The 17,124-nt window shown below is 71.1% G+C and carries 11 protein-coding genes and 3 pseudogenes; 5 read left to right on the top strand and 9 right to left on the bottom strand.

Annotated elements, in window-relative coordinates; genetic code table 11:
- Positions 1-120: 120 nt before the first annotated feature.
- From JK359_RS00860 to JK359_RS00845, 4 genes are all read right to left on the bottom strand, one after another.
- Entirely contained in the window at positions 121-1,176 is a 1,056-nt protein-coding gene (locus JK359_RS00860; RefSeq protein ID WP_201830547.1) for an esterase-like activity of phytase family protein, read from the bottom strand.
- 53 nt (positions 1,177-1,229) lie between these two features.
- A complete protein-coding gene (locus JK359_RS00855; RefSeq protein WP_201830545.1) occupies positions 1,230-2,150 on the bottom strand; it encodes a serine hydrolase in 921 nt (306 codons plus the stop codon).
- A 186-nt stretch (positions 2,151-2,336) separates the two neighbouring features.
- Positions 2,337-3,260 carry a serine hydrolase gene (locus tag JK359_RS00850; RefSeq protein ID WP_201830543.1) on the bottom strand — a complete coding sequence of 308 codons (924 nt, stop codon included), beginning with the start codon at positions 3,258-3,260 and terminating at the stop codon, positions 2,337-2,339.
- Positions 3,261-3,400: 140 nt separating this feature from the next.
- A complete protein-coding gene (locus tag JK359_RS00845) occupies positions 3,401-4,744 on the bottom strand; it encodes a VanZ family protein (protein ID WP_307787917.1) in 1,344 nt (447 codons plus the stop codon).
- Between the two features lie 185 nt (positions 4,745-4,929).
- Here JK359_RS00845 and JK359_RS38715 point away from each other — a divergent pair.
- Positions 4,930-5,094 (top strand): annotated as a pseudogene (locus JK359_RS38715) (DUF6210 family protein); the annotation flags it as partial.
- A gap of 243 nt (positions 5,095-5,337) precedes the next feature.
- Here JK359_RS38715 and JK359_RS00840 read toward each other — a convergent pair.
- Both JK359_RS00840 and JK359_RS00835 read right to left on the bottom strand, forming a co-directional pair.
- Positions 5,338-6,045: pseudogene (locus JK359_RS00840) on the bottom strand (class I SAM-dependent methyltransferase); the annotation flags it as partial.
- Positions 6,046-6,072: 27 nt separating this feature from the next.
- Positions 6,073-7,545, bottom strand: a complete 1,473-nt coding sequence (locus JK359_RS00835; protein WP_201830539.1) for an asparagine synthase-related protein — start codon at positions 7,543-7,545, stop codon at positions 6,073-6,075.
- A gap of 852 nt (positions 7,546-8,397) precedes the next feature.
- Between JK359_RS00835 and JK359_RS00830 the strand changes: the two genes are divergently transcribed.
- On the top strand, positions 8,398-9,738 hold the full coding sequence (locus JK359_RS00830) for an NsdA family TPR-like regulatory protein (RefSeq protein WP_236677110.1): 1,341 nt from the start codon (positions 8,398-8,400) through the stop codon (positions 9,736-9,738).
- 236 nt (positions 9,739-9,974) lie between these two features.
- Positions 9,975-10,157 (top strand): annotated as a pseudogene (locus tag JK359_RS39755) (site-specific integrase); the annotation flags it as partial.
- On the opposite strand, the gene JK359_RS00825 reads toward JK359_RS39755, so the two are convergent.
- The 3 genes from JK359_RS00825 to JK359_RS00815 are packed head-to-tail and all read right to left on the bottom strand — an operon-like array spanning position 10,140 to position 14,362.
- The gene (locus JK359_RS00825) at positions 10,140-11,852 is read right to left on the bottom strand and encodes a thiamine pyrophosphate-binding protein (protein ID WP_201830537.1); all 1,713 of its coding nucleotides are present in this window, start codon (positions 11,850-11,852) and stop codon (positions 10,140-10,142) included. The pseudogene JK359_RS39755 and the gene JK359_RS00825 sit on opposite strands and share 18 nt — an antisense overlap.
- Before the next feature lie 24 nt (positions 11,853-11,876).
- Positions 11,877-12,845, bottom strand: a complete 969-nt coding sequence (speB, locus tag JK359_RS00820; protein ID WP_201830536.1) for an agmatinase — start codon at positions 12,843-12,845, stop codon at positions 11,877-11,879.
- Positions 12,846-12,901: 56 nt separating this feature from the next.
- Positions 12,902-14,362 (bottom strand): sodium:solute symporter family protein, encoded by a 1,461-nt coding sequence (locus tag JK359_RS00815; RefSeq protein ID WP_201830535.1) that lies wholly within the window; start codon positions 14,360-14,362, stop codon positions 12,902-12,904.
- 173 nt (positions 14,363-14,535) lie between these two features.
- Here JK359_RS00815 and JK359_RS00810 point away from each other — a divergent pair, with 173 nt between their 5' ends.
- Positions 14,536-16,200: a PucR family transcriptional regulator gene (locus JK359_RS00810; RefSeq protein ID WP_372445329.1), complete on the top strand. Its 1,665-nt coding sequence runs from the start codon at positions 14,536-14,538 to the stop codon at positions 16,198-16,200.
- Positions 16,201-16,277: 77 nt separating this feature from the next.
- A complete protein-coding gene (locus JK359_RS00805; protein WP_201830533.1) occupies positions 16,278-17,066 on the top strand; it encodes a phosphatase in 789 nt (262 codons plus the stop codon).
- Positions 17,067-17,124 lie beyond the last annotated feature (58 nt).

Genomic DNA, 17,124 nt, shown 5'->3' with positions numbered 1-17,124 from the left:
ATTTCATCCCGCCGCAACAATCGGGGACGGCCGCCCCGGCGGGTGCGGCTTCGCCGAGGTTCCCGCGCGGTGCCCCGCGCCCCTTCGGGCCGGCTGTCGCACCGGACTGTCGCACCGGAGTCAGGTCCGCACCCGGAGGAAGAGGAAACGGGTCGTCTGGGCCGCGTTCTGGTTGTCGTCGCTCACCAGGAGGACCTTCAGGCGGCCCCTGTGGTCACGGCCCGTGACCGTCATGCCCTCGATGTTGTCCAGCAGGGGGTTCGGCTGCGGCTGCCTGGCCGTGGCGCCCAGGGACGGGCAGGTGACCATGTCCGCGAGGAGCGTCTTCCTGATCAGGCGGACCTCCGGCTGGCCCGTCAGGTGCTCGGTGGTGCTGGTGTCCGTGGCGTGGCGGGGGTCGGCCAGGTAGAGGCGGACCGTGTTGCCGACGCCGGCGGTGAAGCCGCGCTCCAGGACCAGCAGGCGGCCGTCGGGGGTGGCCTGGACCTCGGGGACGCCGAGGCCGGTGTCGGTGCGGTAGGCGTACTGGGCGGCGGGCTCGAAGCGGCCCTCGTGGCGCTCCCAGGTCTGGAAGCGGACGATGCCGGCCGAGTCGCCCGCGAGGGCGTACTCCATGGAGGCCAGCAGGGTGCGGCCGCCGGGCAGCAGGGTCAGGCCCTCGAAGGTCTGGTTGGCGGTGGCGCGGCCGGCCGGGGCGACCTGGAGGGAGGGCGGCACCGGGAGCCGCTCGAGGAGCGTGCCGGTGCGCGAGTAGCGGCGGACGGACGGCTCGGTCTCCGAGGTGACGAGCAGGGTGCCGACGGGAGTCCGCCGGGCCGAGCGGGCCCGGGACGGCCGGTCGATGACGAGGCCCTCGGAGTCGAGGTCGGCGCCCTTCTCGTCGGCGAGGCGGACGACCGCCTCGGGCTTCAGGGTGCGGGCGTCCAGCCGGAACAGGGACGAGCGGTCCGCCAGGGCCAGGAGCGAGCCGTCCCGGTCCGCCGCGAGCGCGGAGAAGTTGCCGACGAAGGTGCCGTCGTACGTCGTCTTGTCGAGCGCGTCGGAGAAGCGGTCGAGGAGGACGCGGGATGAACAGGCTTGGTTACCGGGCGGGTTGGCGGCGGCCGGCCCGGCGGTGAGGCAGGTGGCCGCCGCCAGGCCGGCGGTGAGTCCGGCGAGCAGAGTTCTCAGGCGCATGACCGTCACCGTAGAACTCGCCGGTGACGTACGGGAGACCGCCTCGTGAAGCGTCAGCCCCGCGGCGGCACGGCGACGAACGCCTCGCTGGGCCTGCTGGTCGGCGTGTAGCGGGTGATCCCGGACGTGGTGGGCACCAGGTCCTTGTGGATCGCCTTGGCGACGTTCTGGATGGTGGTCACGCCGTAGTCCATGGTGCTGTTGTCCTGGGTCAGCACGCTGATCACGTAGTCGTGGCCGGCGCCGTTGAAGGTGCCCAGGCTGTGCACCCGCCAGCCGTGCGCGGAGCGCTGCAGCCAGCCGTTCTTGACGTGCACGGCGACGGAGGAGGGCGCACCGGCAGGGGTCCCCCAGCGCTGGTCCGCGACGACCTGGCCCATCAGCTTCAGGATGTAGGCACGGGACTTGTCGCTCAGCACGCTGTTCTTCGCGGTGATCAACTTGAGCAGCTTCTGCTCGTCGGTGACGTTCTCCTGGGTCAGACCCCAGTAACCGTCCGCGCCCGGCACGGTCTTCGTCATGCCGGCCGCGGTCAGGAAGCCCTGGATCTTCGCCACGCCGAGCTGCTTCCACAGCGTGCTGGTCGCGTCGTTGTCCGACTGGGTGATCATGGCCGTGGCGAGTGCGTCCTCGGTGTCGGTCAGGTACCGGTTCTGCTTCTTCGCGTCCCACAGCAGCGTGGCGAGCACGGTGACCTTGACCGTGCTGGCCGAGTCGTAGGCGGTGGCGGCGTTCAGCGTGCAGGTGGTGCCGGCGGTGCGGTCGTACAGGCCGACGGCGACCGTGCCCTTGCGGTTCGCCAGCGCGGCCGTGATGTCCTTCTTCAGCTTGTCGGCCAGACCCGCCTTGGCGGACGTGCAGTTGACGGTGCCCGTCGGTGCCGCCGCGGCCGGAAGGGCGGCGGCACAGACGAGCAGCGTGGCACCGAGGGCGGTCGTGAGCACCCCGGCGCGGCCGGATATCCGGTGGGTCATGAAGAGCTTCCCCCTTGAACGTCGTTCGGTCGTCCTGCGGATGCCGTCGGACGCGTCCCCGCACCGCCTGCGCGGCGGCCGGGACGGACGACGGCTGTACGCATGTTCGCAGGAACGGGAGTTCGGGCAATCAGGAGGATGGTGTCAGGACCTCGCGACGGTGGCCGCGAGGCCCGGGCCCGGGCCTCAGCCCTGCTGCGGCACGGCGACGAACGCCTCGCTGGGCCGGCTGGTCGGCGTGTAGCGGGTGACCCCGGACGTGGTGGGCACCAGGTCCTTGTGGATCGCCTTGGCGACGTTCTGGATGGTGGTCACGCCGTAGCTCATGGTGCTGTTGTCCTGCGTCAGCACGCTGATCACGTAGTCGTGGCCGGCGCCGTTGAAGGTGCCCAGGCTGTGCACCCGCCAGCCGTGCGTGGAGCGCTGCAGCCAGCCGTTCTTGACGTGCACGGCGACGGAGGACGGGGCGCCGGCGGGCGTGCCCCAGCGCTGCGAGGAGACGACCTGGCCCATCAGCTTGAGGATGTAGGCGCGGGCGTTGTCGCTGAGCACGCTGTTCTTCGCGGTGATCAGCTTGAGCAGCTTCTGCTCGTCGTTGACGTTCTCCTGGGTCAGGCCCCAGTAGCCGTTCGCGCCCGGCACGGTCTTCGTCATGCCCGCGGCCGACAGGAAGCCCTTGATCTTCGCCATGCCCAGCTGCTTCCACAGCTTGCTGGTGGCGGTGTTGTCGGACTGCGTGATCATGGCCTTGGCGAGCGACTGCTCGGTGCTCGTCAGGTACCGGTTGTGCTTCTTCGCGTCCCACAGCAGCGTGGCGAGCACGGTGACCTTGACCGTGCTGGCCGAGTCGTAGGCGCTGGTGGCGCGCAGCGTGCAGGTGGTCTTGGTGCTGCGGTCGTACAGGCCGACGGCGACCGTGCCCTTGCGGTTCGCCAGCGCGGCCGTGATGTCCTTCTTCAGCTTGTCCGCCAGGCCCGCCTTGGCGGACGTGCAGCTGACGGTGGGCGCGGCCGCGGCGGCGGGCGTGGCCGCGGTGACGGCGGGTATGAGCAGCGCGGCACTGAGCGCAGCCGCGAGCACCCCGGCCCGGCCGGATGTCCGGTAAGTCATGGAAAGTTCCCCTTGAATGTCGTACGGGCGTCCCCCTGAACGCCGTTGAGCGCACCCGTGCGCTGACTGGATGGACTCGCCGGGGCGATGGATGGTTGTACGCATGTTCGCAGGGCAGGAGTTCGGAGACCGGTGGCGGATCACCCGGCCGACCGGCGGGTCGCGGCGTCCACCTCGACGTCGTACGGCTCGCACCCGTCCCCGTCCGCGTCCGGCCTGCAGTCCGGGCGGGCCACCTCGACGTGCCAGACCGCGCGCCAGGGCCCCCGATAGCCCTTGGTGCGCTCCGCGGTCAGCTCACGGGCGTGGTACCGCAGGCTCGCGACGTCGGCACCGCTGTTCCGCTCCTGCCGCCGCACGATCTCCTCGGCCTGCCGCGCCGAGACCAGTCCGGCCGGAAGGGCCACGTGCCTGGGCCCGAAGTCGGCAAGGAGCCCGTGGACGCGGCCCGTCCGGTCGATCCGCACGTCGAGGCTGCGGGGCATGGACACCCCGTGCTCCTTGAACCGCCACGAGGTGGTCCATCCGCCCCCGCCCTGCTCCTCGCCGGCCGGCCGCGTCGCGTGCCAGGAGGCCGACTCGGCCCAGGGGTAGTGGGCGCGCATGTAGGAGCGGGCTATGCGGAAGGCGTCCTCGGCGTCGTGCGGCGCAGCGGTGCCGGGAACGGCGAGACCGGGACCCGAGGCGTCCTCGAAGTCGACGTCGAGCCGGCGCCCTCCGGGCCACATCAGATCCGCCGAGCCCCCTCCGGCCAGATGGATGTACATCTGGCCGTTGTAACCGTCGATGCCAGGGCTGATCTGCACTTTCCGGACCCGGTACCGGTCGCCGGAGGCCTGCCGCACGACCCGCTCCGCGACGGCCCGCTCGTCACCGTCCGCGTCGCGGACACTGGAGCCGTCGACGTGGGTCAGGGTGACCGCGGTCTGGAGCGTGCCCGCTCCGAGCACGCCGAGCGCCCCGGCCAGCACCAGGGTGCGCCTGGCCCAGGCACGCCAGGCGACCCTCCCGCGCACCGCCAGGAGCCCCGCGGCCAGCCCCGCCAGCCCGCCGCACACGTTCATCTCGACGTCGGCGCTGTCGCAGACGCCGCTGACGAACCGCCCGAGGGCCTGGGCGAGTTCGATGAGACAGGGCAGTGCGACGACTCCCGCGAGCACCGGCACCGGCCGCCGCAGTGCGAGCACCCCGAAGAACCCGACCGGCACGAACATGGCCAGGTTCCACAGTCCCTGGGTGGTGTGGAAGGGCTCGGCGATCTCATGGTTGACCACGCACTCGGCGGCACCGCCGCCCTCACCGGTCCGCAGCGCGAGGGTGACCCCGAGTACGCCGGTGAGACAGAAGACGAACGGGAACCACCAGAAGGCGTGCTCGGCCCGCCGCCGTCGGGCCCCCCACCAGGCCGCAGCACCTAGCACGGCCGCGACGACGGCGAGCCCGCCCAGGAACCCGTGGTCGTCACGGAACACAGCCTCGAACACGTCTCGTCTCCCCCGTCGGTGCCGGCCTGGTCAGGGCCGCACATTCATGATCACAACGGAGGACGACCACAACGACGGGGACAGTTCCCTTCCGGCTGTGCCACGCTCTCCTGCATGGCTCAACCGGACGGCAAGCGGCGGTACGTCTACCTCGACCCGACGGCTCGGGCACCGGCCGGGGCTGGGTGTTCGTGATCGTGGCGGCCCCGACCGGTGTCGTCTACCAGGTCCAGGGCGGCGGCTTCGGCTGCGTCCGGTACGAGCAGGAGGGATATCTGATCCCCCTCTTCGGGCACGGCCTCGACGAGGAGCTACAGGGGATCTTCGTCGGCGAGCTGAAGGGGCAGGGGGCCCGCCGGCCGGACTGGCCGGCGCGCCTGCTCGACCGGCTCCGGGCAGCTGTGGGACTCCACGTCTACGGCTCCGCGAACCGGGACGACGTCCACCCCACGCTTCTTCGCTGGTCAGCGAGTGTTTTTCGTTCCGCTGGTGTCCGTGGTTGTGCGGGGAAATCCGTGGTTGTTGCCGTCGCTACTGCCGTCAGGAGTCGGGGGCTGGTGCTGATGCCATTTCCAGCCCCGTCGGTCATCACGGGTGTATCGGGCAACGGTGTACGCGGTGGGGCCGGTAAACCCTGTCCCTGTGCCGTCGTTCATGTCCAGGACCTCGAAGCCGGCGTCTTCCGCGTAGCGTTCGAGCTCCTGGGGGAACAGGACGCGTCTGCGGATCTCGTCTCGGGCCTCGTCACCCGAGGGAAGCGCCCAGTGTCGGTGCATGGTGTTGATCTGGGTCCGCAGGTTCCACGTGTGGCGGATGGTGACGGTGGCGGGGCCTCTCGGGGTGTCGACCGTGGCCGTGGTCGGCTCGGTCCGGGTGATCGGGGCGATGGGGGAACACAGCACGAGCAGCGCTTTCGGCTGGGCATGGGCGGCGAAGGTGGCGAACACCTGGCTGATGTCGTTGTTGTCGTGAACGTAGGCGAGGCTGTTGCCCATGCAGGTCACTACGTCCATGCGTTTGCCGAGTCGTGCGGTGCGCATGTCGCCGGTGCGGATGTCCAGCTCCGGCCGGGCCTGGTGGGCGTAGTCGACCAGGCCGGGCTGGAGGTCTACGCCGATGCACTCGAAGCGCTTGGCGAGGACCTCCAGGTCGCGGCCGGTACCGCATCCGAAGTCGACCAGGGTCCGGGCGTCCGGCTGGTGCAGCTCGATCAGGGCCTGGCACATTCCGGCGCTCGTGCTGTCGGACTGGACGATGTCGTAGAGCACCGGATCGCGGTACAGGAGGTTGGTGGCTTCCACGTGCTCGGCTTCCGTATGGGGGGTTGGTCACACGAGGCTTCGCAGTCCGGCCTCCAGGGCGAGTACATCGCACAGCAGATCGGGGACGACCGGCGCGGAGTCGGCGTTCCTCCGCGCCTTGGCGAGGGCCTTGCCGTCAACGTAGCCGAGGTCCACCAGGATGGACTCCTTCAGCATGTCGTCCAGGACCGGCAAGCCGTAGGAACGTAAACCCTTCTCCAGGATGGCCAGGAAGTTCTCCGGTTCGGTCGGCGCGGCTACCCACTCGGGCAGCCCGGCCCGTCTGATCCGTTCGCGGAACAGCGCCTTGCCGCGCTTGTGCTCGTGCGGTAATTGCTCCATGAACCGCACGATCCGGGGGTGGGCGAGCGGGCTCACCGGCCAGATTCCGGCCCGCAGGAATCCGGGGTTGTGCATCCCGAACGCCATCAGGGTCGGTACGGGCAGCACTGGGATGGGGGCCAGGTACTTGTTGACTTCGGCGAGCGCTCGGACTGCTCTGTTGCCGAGCCACGGCACGGGGTGCGGCGTCGGCAGTTCGGCCTGTGTCCTGGAGTGGTGGGCGTTGACTTCGTCTCCGCCGCTGCCCGTGAACATGACCTCGCACCGCCGGGCGGCTGCCTGCTCGCGTACGACGTCGAACGCCTCCTGGTAGAAGGCGCCCGCCGGATCGTGCGGCTTGCGCAGAGCGCGCACGCCTCCGGGACAGAAGGGTGGATGGTACATGGCCGGGGTGGCCGTGTCCTGGAAGCCGCAGTGTTCCACAAGGGCCCGGCGCCGCTCGCTCTGTTGCCTGCCGGTGCTCCCTCCTACCAGCAGGCCGAAGCTGTACACCTCCGGGTAGCGGGCTGCTTTCACTGCCAGGGCGACGTTCCCGGAGTCCGCGCCACCGGACAGCTCAACACCCACGCATCCGGCTGCCGTCGGCGCCTGGCGGATCACGTCGGTCAGCACCTCGTCCAGAGCGGCGAGTGGATCGACGCCGGGCCGCACCGTGCGTGGCTCAAGTACGTGTTCGGCGGGCTCGGGGTAGTGAATGTCGAGTCCGTGAGGGGTGAGGGTGGCCGCTGCCCGCTCGGTAAGACGGTAGACGCCTTCGAAGAGCGTCTCGGACGTGTAGCGGTGCTGCCTCGTCAGCGTGCGGGCGACAACGCGCGGCACCAGCCGGTCGGCCTGCAGATGCGGACGCAGCAGTGTCAGATCCCACGAGGCGTGCAGTTCCCCGGCCTTCTGTGTCAGATAGAGCGGGGCAGTGCCGGATACACCCGCCGACAGACGGGCTTTCCCCGGCCCCATGGTGAGCGCGACGAAGTCGGCGTCGCCCCGCTTGCACTCCTGCACGCGGACCCGTACGCGTGGTGCCTGGTCGTCGTTGACCTCCATGACCAACGTGGACACGTTCGCAGGTTCGATCCAGCTCTGTCCGTTGATCCAACGGCCGCCTTCCCATCTCCACTTGGGCTCCTGGAGATCGGCCAGGCGCAGACGCATCGACAGCATGTCGTACCTTTCCGACGTCGTGCGGCGGGGCGGGGCCACGAACGGCCCCGGCCCGCCTGGCTTCAGCCGTGGATCACTTGCTGCAGTGGTCGCCGTTGTTGTCGCCGCCGCCCGGCATCTTGTCGAGCAGCGCGGCTTCGATGGCCGGGACTCCGGTGATCAGGTCGCCGGTGAACAGCTCGTCCACGTTCATCGTTTTCTCCCTTACCGTTTTCAGTGGACTCCGCTGCGGATGCTGCGGAGTTGGGCCCGTCCGGCTGCTGGACCCTTGCGAAGAAGGCAGCCGGACGGGGTGCCCACCGCTTCCGGCGGCGGGCGCCTCCCTCGTCACGGGCGGGGAGCCTGGATGCGTGACGGGGAGGAGTCAGGTGGGTGAGGATGCGGCGGCCACGCCCAGGACGAAGCCGACCGATCCCGAGATGGTGATGATCAGGCGTGGTCCGGCGTAGCGGCTGGCGACTGCGGCCAACCGATTGACAGCCGCTCTCCACGGCTGCGCTCGTTGACCTCGCGTACTGCGGCGCTCAGCCTCGCTGTCCCGTCCTCAGGCGCGCTACTGCGGTGCTGCGCGCAGCGACACGGCGAGAACCGATGCGAACCCGGCGGCAGGTCTGCACCCTCGTAGGTGTCGATCCTCAACACTCCGTCCATGCCCCGCTCCTTGGTCATCCGGGCCAGACGGGTCCGTGCTTCGCTTCTCATCCCTTGAGCCCCTCAGGCGACGGCTGCGGCGAGGTCTCGCCGTTCCCTGCTGCCTCTACGCAACCGCACGACCACGCTCAGCGGTACCGTTGCCGCAGCGTCGAGACTTGAAAGCCTTGAAAGTTCTTAAGGACATGGGGAGTTGAGGGCATGGCCAAGCGTGACCCGAATGTGGCGCTTGGGCGCATGCTCGCCGAGAGCCGTTGGACTTACCGTCAGTTCGCGCGGGCGGTGAACCGCGTCGGTACGGAGACCGGAATCCCTCTGCGTTACGACGAGTCGGCGGTGAGCCACTGGCTCGGCGGCACCGTCCCTCGGGGTGCGGTGCGCGCGTGCATCCTCGAAGCCCTCTCCCGCCGCCTCGGCCGCCCCGTCACCCATGCCGAGGCCGGGCTGCCCGTTCCACGTGATCGCTCCTCCGCGGCTGCGGATACCGTGGAAGGGGTGATCGACCTGGGGAGGCTGGATATGGACCCGTCCCGCCGCAGTGTCCTGGGTGCCGGCCTGTTCTCCGTGGCCGTCACCATTCCCGGCTGGCCTGATGTGGTCGGGCGTGCCGATGCCGTCCAGTCCGGCCGCACAGCACGCATCGGCATGAACGAAGTGGACATGGTCGTCGCCATGACCGAGCGCGTCTCGGAACTGGACGATGAGTTCGGCGGCCGGCACGCACGTCCCATGGCGGCCTCGTTCATGGTCAACACCGTGGCCTCCTACCTGCGCGCCGACGCACCCGAGGATGTACGCAAGGCGATGCTGTCCGCCGCTTCGGACCTGCTCTACCTGACCGGCTACATGGCCGTGGACGAAGGGCTGCACGGTCTCGCGCAGCGCTACTACATCAAAGCTCTGGAGCTGGCGGGCGCTGCCGAGGACCACCTGACGTACTGCACCACCCTGCGGGGCATGAGTGTCCAGGCAGTCGACCTTGGCCACGGGGCGAAGGCCATGGAGCTGGCCGACGCCGCTGCCGCCGCCTCCCCTAAAGCCGGCCCCCGGATGCTGGCCTTCCTCGTCGGCCAGCAGGCGCACGCCGCCGCGCAGACCGGCGACCGTGCGGGCGCGCTGCGCCGCATCCGGGAGGCCGAGGCGGCCATGGACCGTGCTGAGTCACGCGGCAAGGCGTTCGGCTCGTACGACCCCTCTTCACTCAACTACCACGTCAGCCAGGTACGTTACGAACTCGGTGACAAGGCCGGAGCCGTCGAAGCCATGCAACAAGCGGACCGGCTCCGCCCCAGCGTGTACCAGCGCACACGAGTACACCGTCGTGGTCTGCTGGCCGAACGTCAGTTGGAACTCGGCCACCTGGAAGCGGCCTGCATCACCTGGCACCAGGCCCTAGACGACTACCCCAAGGTGCAGTCCGGCCGCGCCGACGACCGCGTGAGGGCGATGTTCGGTCTCCTGCACCCCCATCTGAAGAACGCGGCAGCCCGCGACCTGTACGACCGGGCGCGGACGCTCGCGCCACCGTCGCTGGTCACCTGACCCCCGTCGCACCTTCAAGCTCAGCCACGGAAAGTCAGCCAGGACAGCGGGTGCGCCGAGAGATCACCCGCCACGTGTGCTTCCAGCAACCCCGCACCGGCCTCAACCACGCCTCTCCCTCCGTCACGGCATCCGCCTTGCTCCGGCCTGGCCGTTCGGCAGCGGGCTGGGCTGCTCGATCTGTGGCCTCGACTGCGCCCGCGCGCCGATGCGGTTGCCTCCGGGATCGGGGTCGGCTCGAACAGGGCGTCGAACTCGTCGTCATCAAGGAACTCCTCGGCCACGCCCACATCGGGGTGACCGCGACGGTGTACGCACACGTTCGACTCCGCCTCCAGCGTGACGCCATCGACTCCCTCCACGCTGTGAAGCAGTGGCCAGAGAAACCTATGGGGAGTCCTTTACCGGCTCAAGGGTGAAGCGGGTGACTGGCCGAGATGGGTCGGCGCGAACATGCGCAGGACCGCTGGGAGTACCACCACCGACGGGCCCGGTGCGGACAGTGCCTTCGCAAGGTCCTGCTCCAGGGTTTCCGGGGTCGTAAGGACGCCCGGGACGCCGAAGGACTCCGCCAGGGCCACGTAGTCCGGGCGGGTCAGTTCCGTGGCCGTGGCCTGGCCGAAGGCGTCCGTCATGTACTCGCGGAGGATGCCGTAGCCGCCGTCGTCGATGATCAGCCAGGTGACCGGGAGGTCGTACTGCCTCGCCGTCGCCAGCTCGGCGATCGAGTACAGGGCTCCGCCGTCGCCGGACACCGCCAGCACCGGGCGGGTCGGGTCGGCCGCCGCCGCGCCGAGCGCCGCCGGGAAGCCGTAGCCGAGGCCGCCCGCGCCCTGGGCCGAGTGCATCAGGTTCGTGCCCTGCGGGTCGAACGCCGACCAGGCCCAGTACGCCAGGATCGTCATGTCCCAGAAGGACGGGGAGTCGGCCGGCAGGGCGCGGCGGACCGAGGCCAGCACGTCCTGCTCCAGGGTCAGTTCCTGGGCGGCGATGCGGTCGGCGACCTTCGCGAGAAGGTCCCGCACCCGCCCGGGCGCCGACTCGTCGGTCCGGTCGGCCACCGTCTCCAGCAGGGCCTGGAGAGCCAGGCGCGCGTCCGCGTGGATGCCCAGGGCGGGGTGGTTCGCCTCCAGCTTGCCGGCGTCCGCCTCGATCTGGATCACTCGGCCACGGGGCTTGAACGTGTGGTAGTTGGAGGAGAGTTCGCCGAGGCCAGAGCCGGCCACCAGCAGGACGTCCGCGTCCTCCAGAAGGTCCGTGGTGTGGCGGTCCTCCAGCCAGGACTGCATCGACAGCGGGTGCTCCCAGGGGAACGCGCCCTTGCCGCCGAACGTCGTCACCACGGGCGCGTCCAGCTTCTCGGCCAGCTGCAGCAGCTTGCCCGAGGCGTCCGAGCGTACGACCCCGCCGCCCGCGATGATCGCCGGGCGGGCCGCGTTCGACAGCAATTCGGCTGCCACCGCCGTCAGTTCGGGGCGCGGGACGAGGTCGTCGGGGGTCGCGTCCATGGCCGTCACCACCGGCAGGGTCGTCTCCGCGAGGAGTACGTCCTGCGGGATCTCCACCCACACCGGGCCGTGCGGGGCGGTCAGCGCCGACTTCCAGGCCGCCGCGACGGCGGAGGGGATCTGGGACTGGGTGCGGACGGTGTGGACCGACTTCACCACGCCCCGGAACGAGGCGGCCTGGTCCGGGAGTTCGTGCAGGTAGCCGTGCCGGCCGCCGCCCAGGCCCGCCGTGGGGACCTGGCTGCTGATCGCCAGCACGGGGGCGGAGGCGGCCGCCGCCTCCTGGAGGGCGGCGAGCGAGGTCAGGGCGCCGGGGCCGGTGGAGAGCAGGAGCGGGGCCGCCTCGCCGGTGATCCGGCCGTACGCGTCTGCCGCGAAGCCCGCGTTGTTCTCCACCCTGAGGCCGACGTAGCGCAGCGACGAGCGGCGCAGGGCGTCGAACATGCCGAGCGCGTGCTGGCCGGGCAGGCCGAAGACGGTCGTCGCGCCGAGCCCGGCCAGCGTCTCCACGACCAGGTCTCCGCCGTTGCGGCCCGGGGGCGGGTTGAGCGCGGCCTCCCTCTGCGTGGGCGTCGGGCGGAGTACCAGGTCGTGGTCGTGAGTCACTGCTGTCGATCCCCCTCAGGAGCGTCAGGCGTTGCGGGCCGCCGCGATCTGGCGGCTCATGATGGTGGTCAGTTCGTAGGCGGTGTGGGAGGCCGCCACCGAGGTGATCTCGGCGTGGTCGTACGCGGGCGCCACCTCGACGACGTCCGCCGAGACCAGGTTGCAGGAGGACAGCCCGCGCAGGATCTCCAGCAGCTCGCGGGAGGTCATGCCGCCCGCCTCCGGCGTACCCGTGCCGGGCGCGTGGGCCGGGTCGAGGCAGTCGATGTCGATGGAGATGTACAGCGGGCGGTCGCCGATGCGCTGGCGCAGCTGGTCGGCGACCTCGTCGGCGCCCCGGCGGTAGATGTCCGCCGAGGTGACGATGCCGAAGCCCATCTTCTCGTCGTCGGTCAGGTCCTGCTTGCCGTACAGCGGGCCGCGGGTGCCGACGTGGGAGAGCGCCTCGGTATCGAGGATGCCCTCCTCCACCGCGCGGCGGAACGGGGTGCCGTGGGTGTACTCGGCGCCGAAGTAGGTGTCCCAGGTGTCGAGGTGGGCGTCGAAGTGGAGCAGGGCGACCGGGCCGTGCTTCTTCGCGACCGAACGCAGCAGCGGCAGGGCGATGGTGTGGTCGCCGCCGAGGGTCATCAGGCGGGCGCCGGTGCCGAGCAGGTCGTCCGCGGCGGCCTCGATGGTGTCGACGGCCTCGTTGATGTTGAACGGGTTCACGGCGATGTCGCCGCCGTCCGCGACCTGCGCCAGGGCGAAGGGGGACGCGTCCTGCGCCGGGTTGTACGGGCGCAGCAGCCGGGACGCCTCGCGGATGGCGTTGCCTCCGAAGCGGGCGCCCGGCCGGTACGAGACGCCGGAGTCGAACGGCACGCCCACGACGGCCACGTCGGCGGTGCCGACCTCGTCGAGGCGGGGCAGCCGGGCGAAGGTCGCGGGTCCGGCGTACCGCGGGATGCGGGAGGAGTCGACGGGGCCGCGGGGCGTCTCGTTGCTGCTCATCGTGAAATGCTCTCTTTCTTGCGCTTCGTCGCGCATGCACTGCTTTCCATACGACTCTACTGGTGAGCCGGGACCGGTTCGGACGCGAGTTCGGGGGATCGTCCGGCGAGGCGTTCACGCCAGGCGGCGAGGACGGTCTCGTCGGTGGGCCTGGTCGCCAGGGAGACGGCGACGTAGGCGGCGAGGGAGGCCAGCAGGCCGTAGTAGACGGGTTCGTTGGCGAGGATGCCGTAGCCGGCCATCAGGCCGATCACGGCGAGGCCGCCGACGATCACGGAGGCCAGCGCGCCCTGGACGGTGCCGCGCTTCCACAGCAGGCCGCCGAGGATCGGGACGAGCAGGCCGCCGACGAGCAGGTTGTAGGCCACGGTGAGGGCCTCGACCACGTTGTTCAGCGCGATCGCGGTGCCGATCACTCCCACGCCCATGATCAGGATGAAGGCGCGGTTGCCCCTGACCTCGTCGTGCTCCTCGCCGTCTCGGCGCACCGCGCCCCGCAGCCGGGACCAGATGTCGTTGTTGGCGACGGTGGCGCAGGCGATCAGGGCGCCGGAGGACGTGGACATCACGGCGGCCAGGGCGGCGGCCAGCACCAGGCCGCGCACGCCGATGGGGAGTTCGTCCTTGACGATGGTGGCGAAGGCGTCGTCCGGGCTGCCCAGCTTCGGGTAGAGAACCTTGGCGGCCGTACCGATCACCGCGCCGGCGAGGGCGTAGACCAGGCAGTAGGTGCCGGCCACGGTGCCGCCCCACTTGGCGGTCCTGTCGCTGCGGGCGGTGAACACGCGCTGCCAGATGTCCTGGCCGATCAGCATGCCGAACGTGTAGATCAGCACGTAGGTGAAGATCGTCTCGCCGCCGATGCCCAGCGGGTCGAAGTACGCGGTCGGCAGCTTGGCCTTCATCTCCGAGAAGCCGCCCGCCTTGACCACCGCGATGGGCAGGAGCAGGAGCAGCACGCCGACGGTCTTGACGACGAACTGGACCATGTCGGTCAGCGTGATGGACCACATGCCGCCGAGGGTCGAGTAGGCGACGACGATCGAGCCGCCGAGGATGATCGCGACGGTGCGGTTCATGTCGAAGAGCACGTCGAAGATGGTGGCGTAGGCGATGGTCGAGGTGACGGCGAGCATGAGGGTGTAGGCCCACATGACCACGCCGGAGATCACGCCCGCCCGGCCGCCGTAGCGCAGGTCGAGCATCTCGGAGACCGTGTAGACCTTCAGCCGGGCGATGCGTGCCGAGAAGAAGACCGACAGGGCCAGCAGGCCGAGGCCGATGGTGAAGACCATCCAGGCGCCGGAGAGGCCGTACTGGTAGCCGAGGCCGACGCCGCCGATGGTGGAGGCGCCGCCGAGGACGATGGCGGCCATGGTCCCGGAGTACATGGCGGGGCCGAGACGGCGGCCCGCCACCAGGAACTCGCTCTTCGACCTGGCGCGGCGCATGCCCCACCAGCCCATGGCCAGCATGCCGGCGAGATAGACGACGATCACTGTGTAGTCGACGGCCATGTGGGGCCCTCCTTCGCGCACATCCGGTGGCGTGTCGTGCAGAGACGTGGGGGTGTGCCGGGAGCTGATCGCGGGGACATCCGCCCGTACCCGCGGCTCCCGGTCCGGACTTGACACTAGGTGGCCGGAAAGCGACTGCGAAGTGTACGTTTCATCCATATGGACGGGGTGGGATGGAGGATGTGCACACCATGCCGGAAACGATCGCACCAGCAGTCCCACCGACCCCACCGGTACCGCTGTCGGCCCTGCTGGCCCGTGAGGATCTCGCCCTGCGGCAGATCGCGGGCCCCTCGCACCCCGGCATCGTGATCCACTGGGCGCACACCTCGGAGATGGCCGACCCCTACCCGTACCTGCTGGGCGGCGAGCTGCTGCTGACAGCCGGGGTGCACGTCCCGGAGACGGCCCGGTTGCACGCCCCGGAGACGGCCCGGTTGCACGTCCCGGAGACGGCCGGACCGGAGGAGGGTGGCGCTCCGCGGCCGAGCGGGGCCGGGAGCCCGGGGGACTACTTCGACGGCTACGTCTCCCGGATCGTGGCCGCGGGCGGCGCCGCCCTCGGCTTCGGGCTGGCGCCGGTGCACGACACGGTCCCGGGCGCCCTGGTCGCCGCCTGCGACCGCCACGGCCTGCCGCTGCTGGAGGTCCCGCCGCAGACCACCTTCTCCGGGGTGGCCCGCGCGGTGTGGCAGCTGATGGCCCAGGCCCGCCTGGCCGAGCTGCGCCGGGTCACGGAGGCCCAGCAGAGCCTCGCGGCCGCGGCCTCCCGCCCGGACCCGGTGCCCTCGGTGCTGCGCCAGCTGGCCCAGCGGCTGGGCGGACACGCCTCGCTGCACGGTCCCGACGGCACCGAACTGGCCGCGGCGGGCCGCGACCCGGCGGACGGGGTGCGCGCGGCGCTGGCGGAGCTGACCGCGGTGGTCCGGCCGGCGGCCAGGGCGACGGACCACGTGGCGGGCGGCCCGCCCGCCGCCTCCCGGCCGCTGCCCACCTCCGCCACCGACACCCTCGGCCCCACCCACCTCGCCGTCTACGCGCTCGGCGCCGGCGAGGGCTTCGTGCTCGGCGTCGCCACGCCCCGGCGCGAGCCCGGCGACCACACCATCGCCTCCGTCGCCGCCGTACTGCTGTCCCTGCTGACCGGAGAGCACCGCAGCGGCGCCGGCGCGGCCCGCTCCTCGGCCCTGGTGCGGCTGCTGCTGGGCACCCCGCCCGCGGAGGTGGCTCCCCTGCTGGGCTCCGGCGGGCGGTGGCTCGTGGTGCACGCGCGCCCGGAGCGCGGGGCGCGGCCGGGATCCCGGCCGCGCCCCGGCAGGGGCGATCCCCAGGACGCGGTCGCCGCCTCCGCCCTCGGTGCCGCCCTGGGGTCACCGCTGGTCGACCTCGGCCGTGACGTCGTACGGGTGCTGGTGCCGGCCGGACGGGAACCGGAGCCGCAGCCCGGCTGGACGCTCGGGGTCAGCGCCCCGGTGGGACCGCACGACTGGCCTGCCGCCGACACCCAGGCGGCCCGTGCCCTCGCCCGCGCCCGCGCCACCCGCTCCCCGCTGGTCCGGCACGCGGCCCGGCCCGCGCTGGAGGACCTGGTGCCCAGGGCCGACGCCGAGTCGCACGCCCGCGCCCTGCTCGCGCCGCTCGCGGGGCAGACCGCGCTCGCCGAGACCCTGCGTACCTGGCTGTCGCTGCACGGCAGTTGGGACCGCACCGCGGTGGCCCTGGACGTGCACCGCAACACCGTGCGGCAGCGGATCGCCCGGTGCGCAGGCCTGTTGGAGGCCGACCTGGACGATCCGGACGTACGCATGGAGTTGTGGTTCGCGCTGCGGCAGGGCTGAGCAGGGAACGGGTGACGCCCGTCCCAGGGGGCGATATGCCGAGGACGCCCGGCGGGGCGCTGCCTCACAATGGAGGCATGCCGATATCCGGGACACCCAGCCGCGCCCAGCTCGTCGACCACCTGGTGAGGACCCGTATCGCGGGGGACGTCGCCACACCCCGCGAGAACAACCTCTCCCACTACCGTCAGCTCGCCAACGGTGTCCGCAACTTCTGGTTCGGCCTGGAGCTGGGCGACCGCTGGACGGACGAGCAGGACGTGCTCGCCGTCATGGCCGAACGGGTGGGCGTCAACGACGACCCCGAGTACCGGTACGGGCAGGACACCATCGATCCCGAGCTGACCGTGGACGCCCTCGACCGCCTGGCGGCACGGCTGCGCAAGGCGGCCGAGGGGCGCCAGCGGGTGCTGTTCGCGACCGGGCACCCGGGCGGCCTGCTGGACGTGCACCGGGCCACGGCCGCCGCACTGCGCGCCGCTGGCTGCGAGATCGTCGTCATCCCGGACGGGCTGCAGACGGACGAGGGGTACGTCATGCAGTTCGCGGACGTGGCCGTGCTGGAGCACGGTGCGACGCTGTGGCACACCCACTCCGGAGAGCCGATGCGGGCCGTCCTGGGGGGACTTGAGCACGCGGGGCGTCCGCTGCCGGACCTGGTGGTCGCCGACCACGGCTGGGCCGGGTACGCGGGGCAGCACGGCGTGGACTCGGTCGGGTACGCGGACTGCAACGACCCGGCGCTCTTCCTCGCGGAGGCCGAGGGCACCGTGCAGGTGGTCGTCCCGCTCGACGACCACGTGGTCAGCCCCCGCCACTACGACCCGATGACGGCATACCTGCTCGCCGCGGCGGACCTGGCCTGACCCGGCGGACCCGGCACAGCACGGCGGCAGCCGGCATGCGGCCCCTGCGCACGGGGCC

Source organism: Streptomyces actinomycinicus (assembly GCF_016741775.1).
In the GTDB taxonomy this organism is placed as follows: domain Bacteria; phylum Actinomycetota; class Actinomycetes; order Streptomycetales; family Streptomycetaceae; genus Streptomyces; species Streptomyces actinomycinicus.
The sequence above is the reverse complement of the archived record's forward strand: the minus strand, read 5'-3'. Positions and strand labels throughout refer to the sequence as shown.

What these genes read in the sequence shown, in the direction of transcription:
- JK359_RS00815 (WP_201830535.1), bottom strand. Translation starts at nt 14,362, where the DNA reads ATGGCCGTCGACTACACAGTGATCGTCGTCTATCTCGCCGGCATGCTG.
- JK359_RS00835 (WP_201830539.1), bottom strand. Translation starts at nt 7,545, where the DNA reads ATGCTGTCGATGCGTCTGCGCCTGGCCGATCTCCAGGAGCCCAAGTGG.
- JK359_RS00850 (WP_201830543.1), bottom strand. Translation starts at nt 3,260, where the DNA reads ATGACTTACCGGACATCCGGCCGGGCCGGGGTGCTCGCGGCTGCGCTC.
- JK359_RS00855 (WP_201830545.1), bottom strand. Translation starts at nt 2,150, where the DNA reads ATGACCCACCGGATATCCGGCCGCGCCGGGGTGCTCACGACCGCCCTC.
- JK359_RS00810 (WP_372445329.1), top strand. Translation starts at nt 14,536, where the DNA reads ATGGAGGATGTGCACACCATGCCGGAAACGATCGCACCAGCAGTCCCA.
- JK359_RS00860 (WP_201830547.1), bottom strand. Translation starts at nt 1,176, where the DNA reads ATGCGCCTGAGAACTCTGCTCGCCGGACTCACCGCCGGCCTGGCGGCG.
- JK359_RS00830 (WP_236677110.1), top strand. Translation starts at nt 8,398, where the DNA reads ATGGCCAAGCGTGACCCGAATGTGGCGCTTGGGCGCATGCTCGCCGAG.
- speB (WP_201830536.1), bottom strand. Translation starts at nt 12,845, where the DNA reads ATGAGCAGCAACGAGACGCCCCGCGGCCCCGTCGACTCCTCCCGCATC.
- JK359_RS00805 (WP_201830533.1), top strand. Translation starts at nt 16,278, where the DNA reads ATGCCGATATCCGGGACACCCAGCCGCGCCCAGCTCGTCGACCACCTG.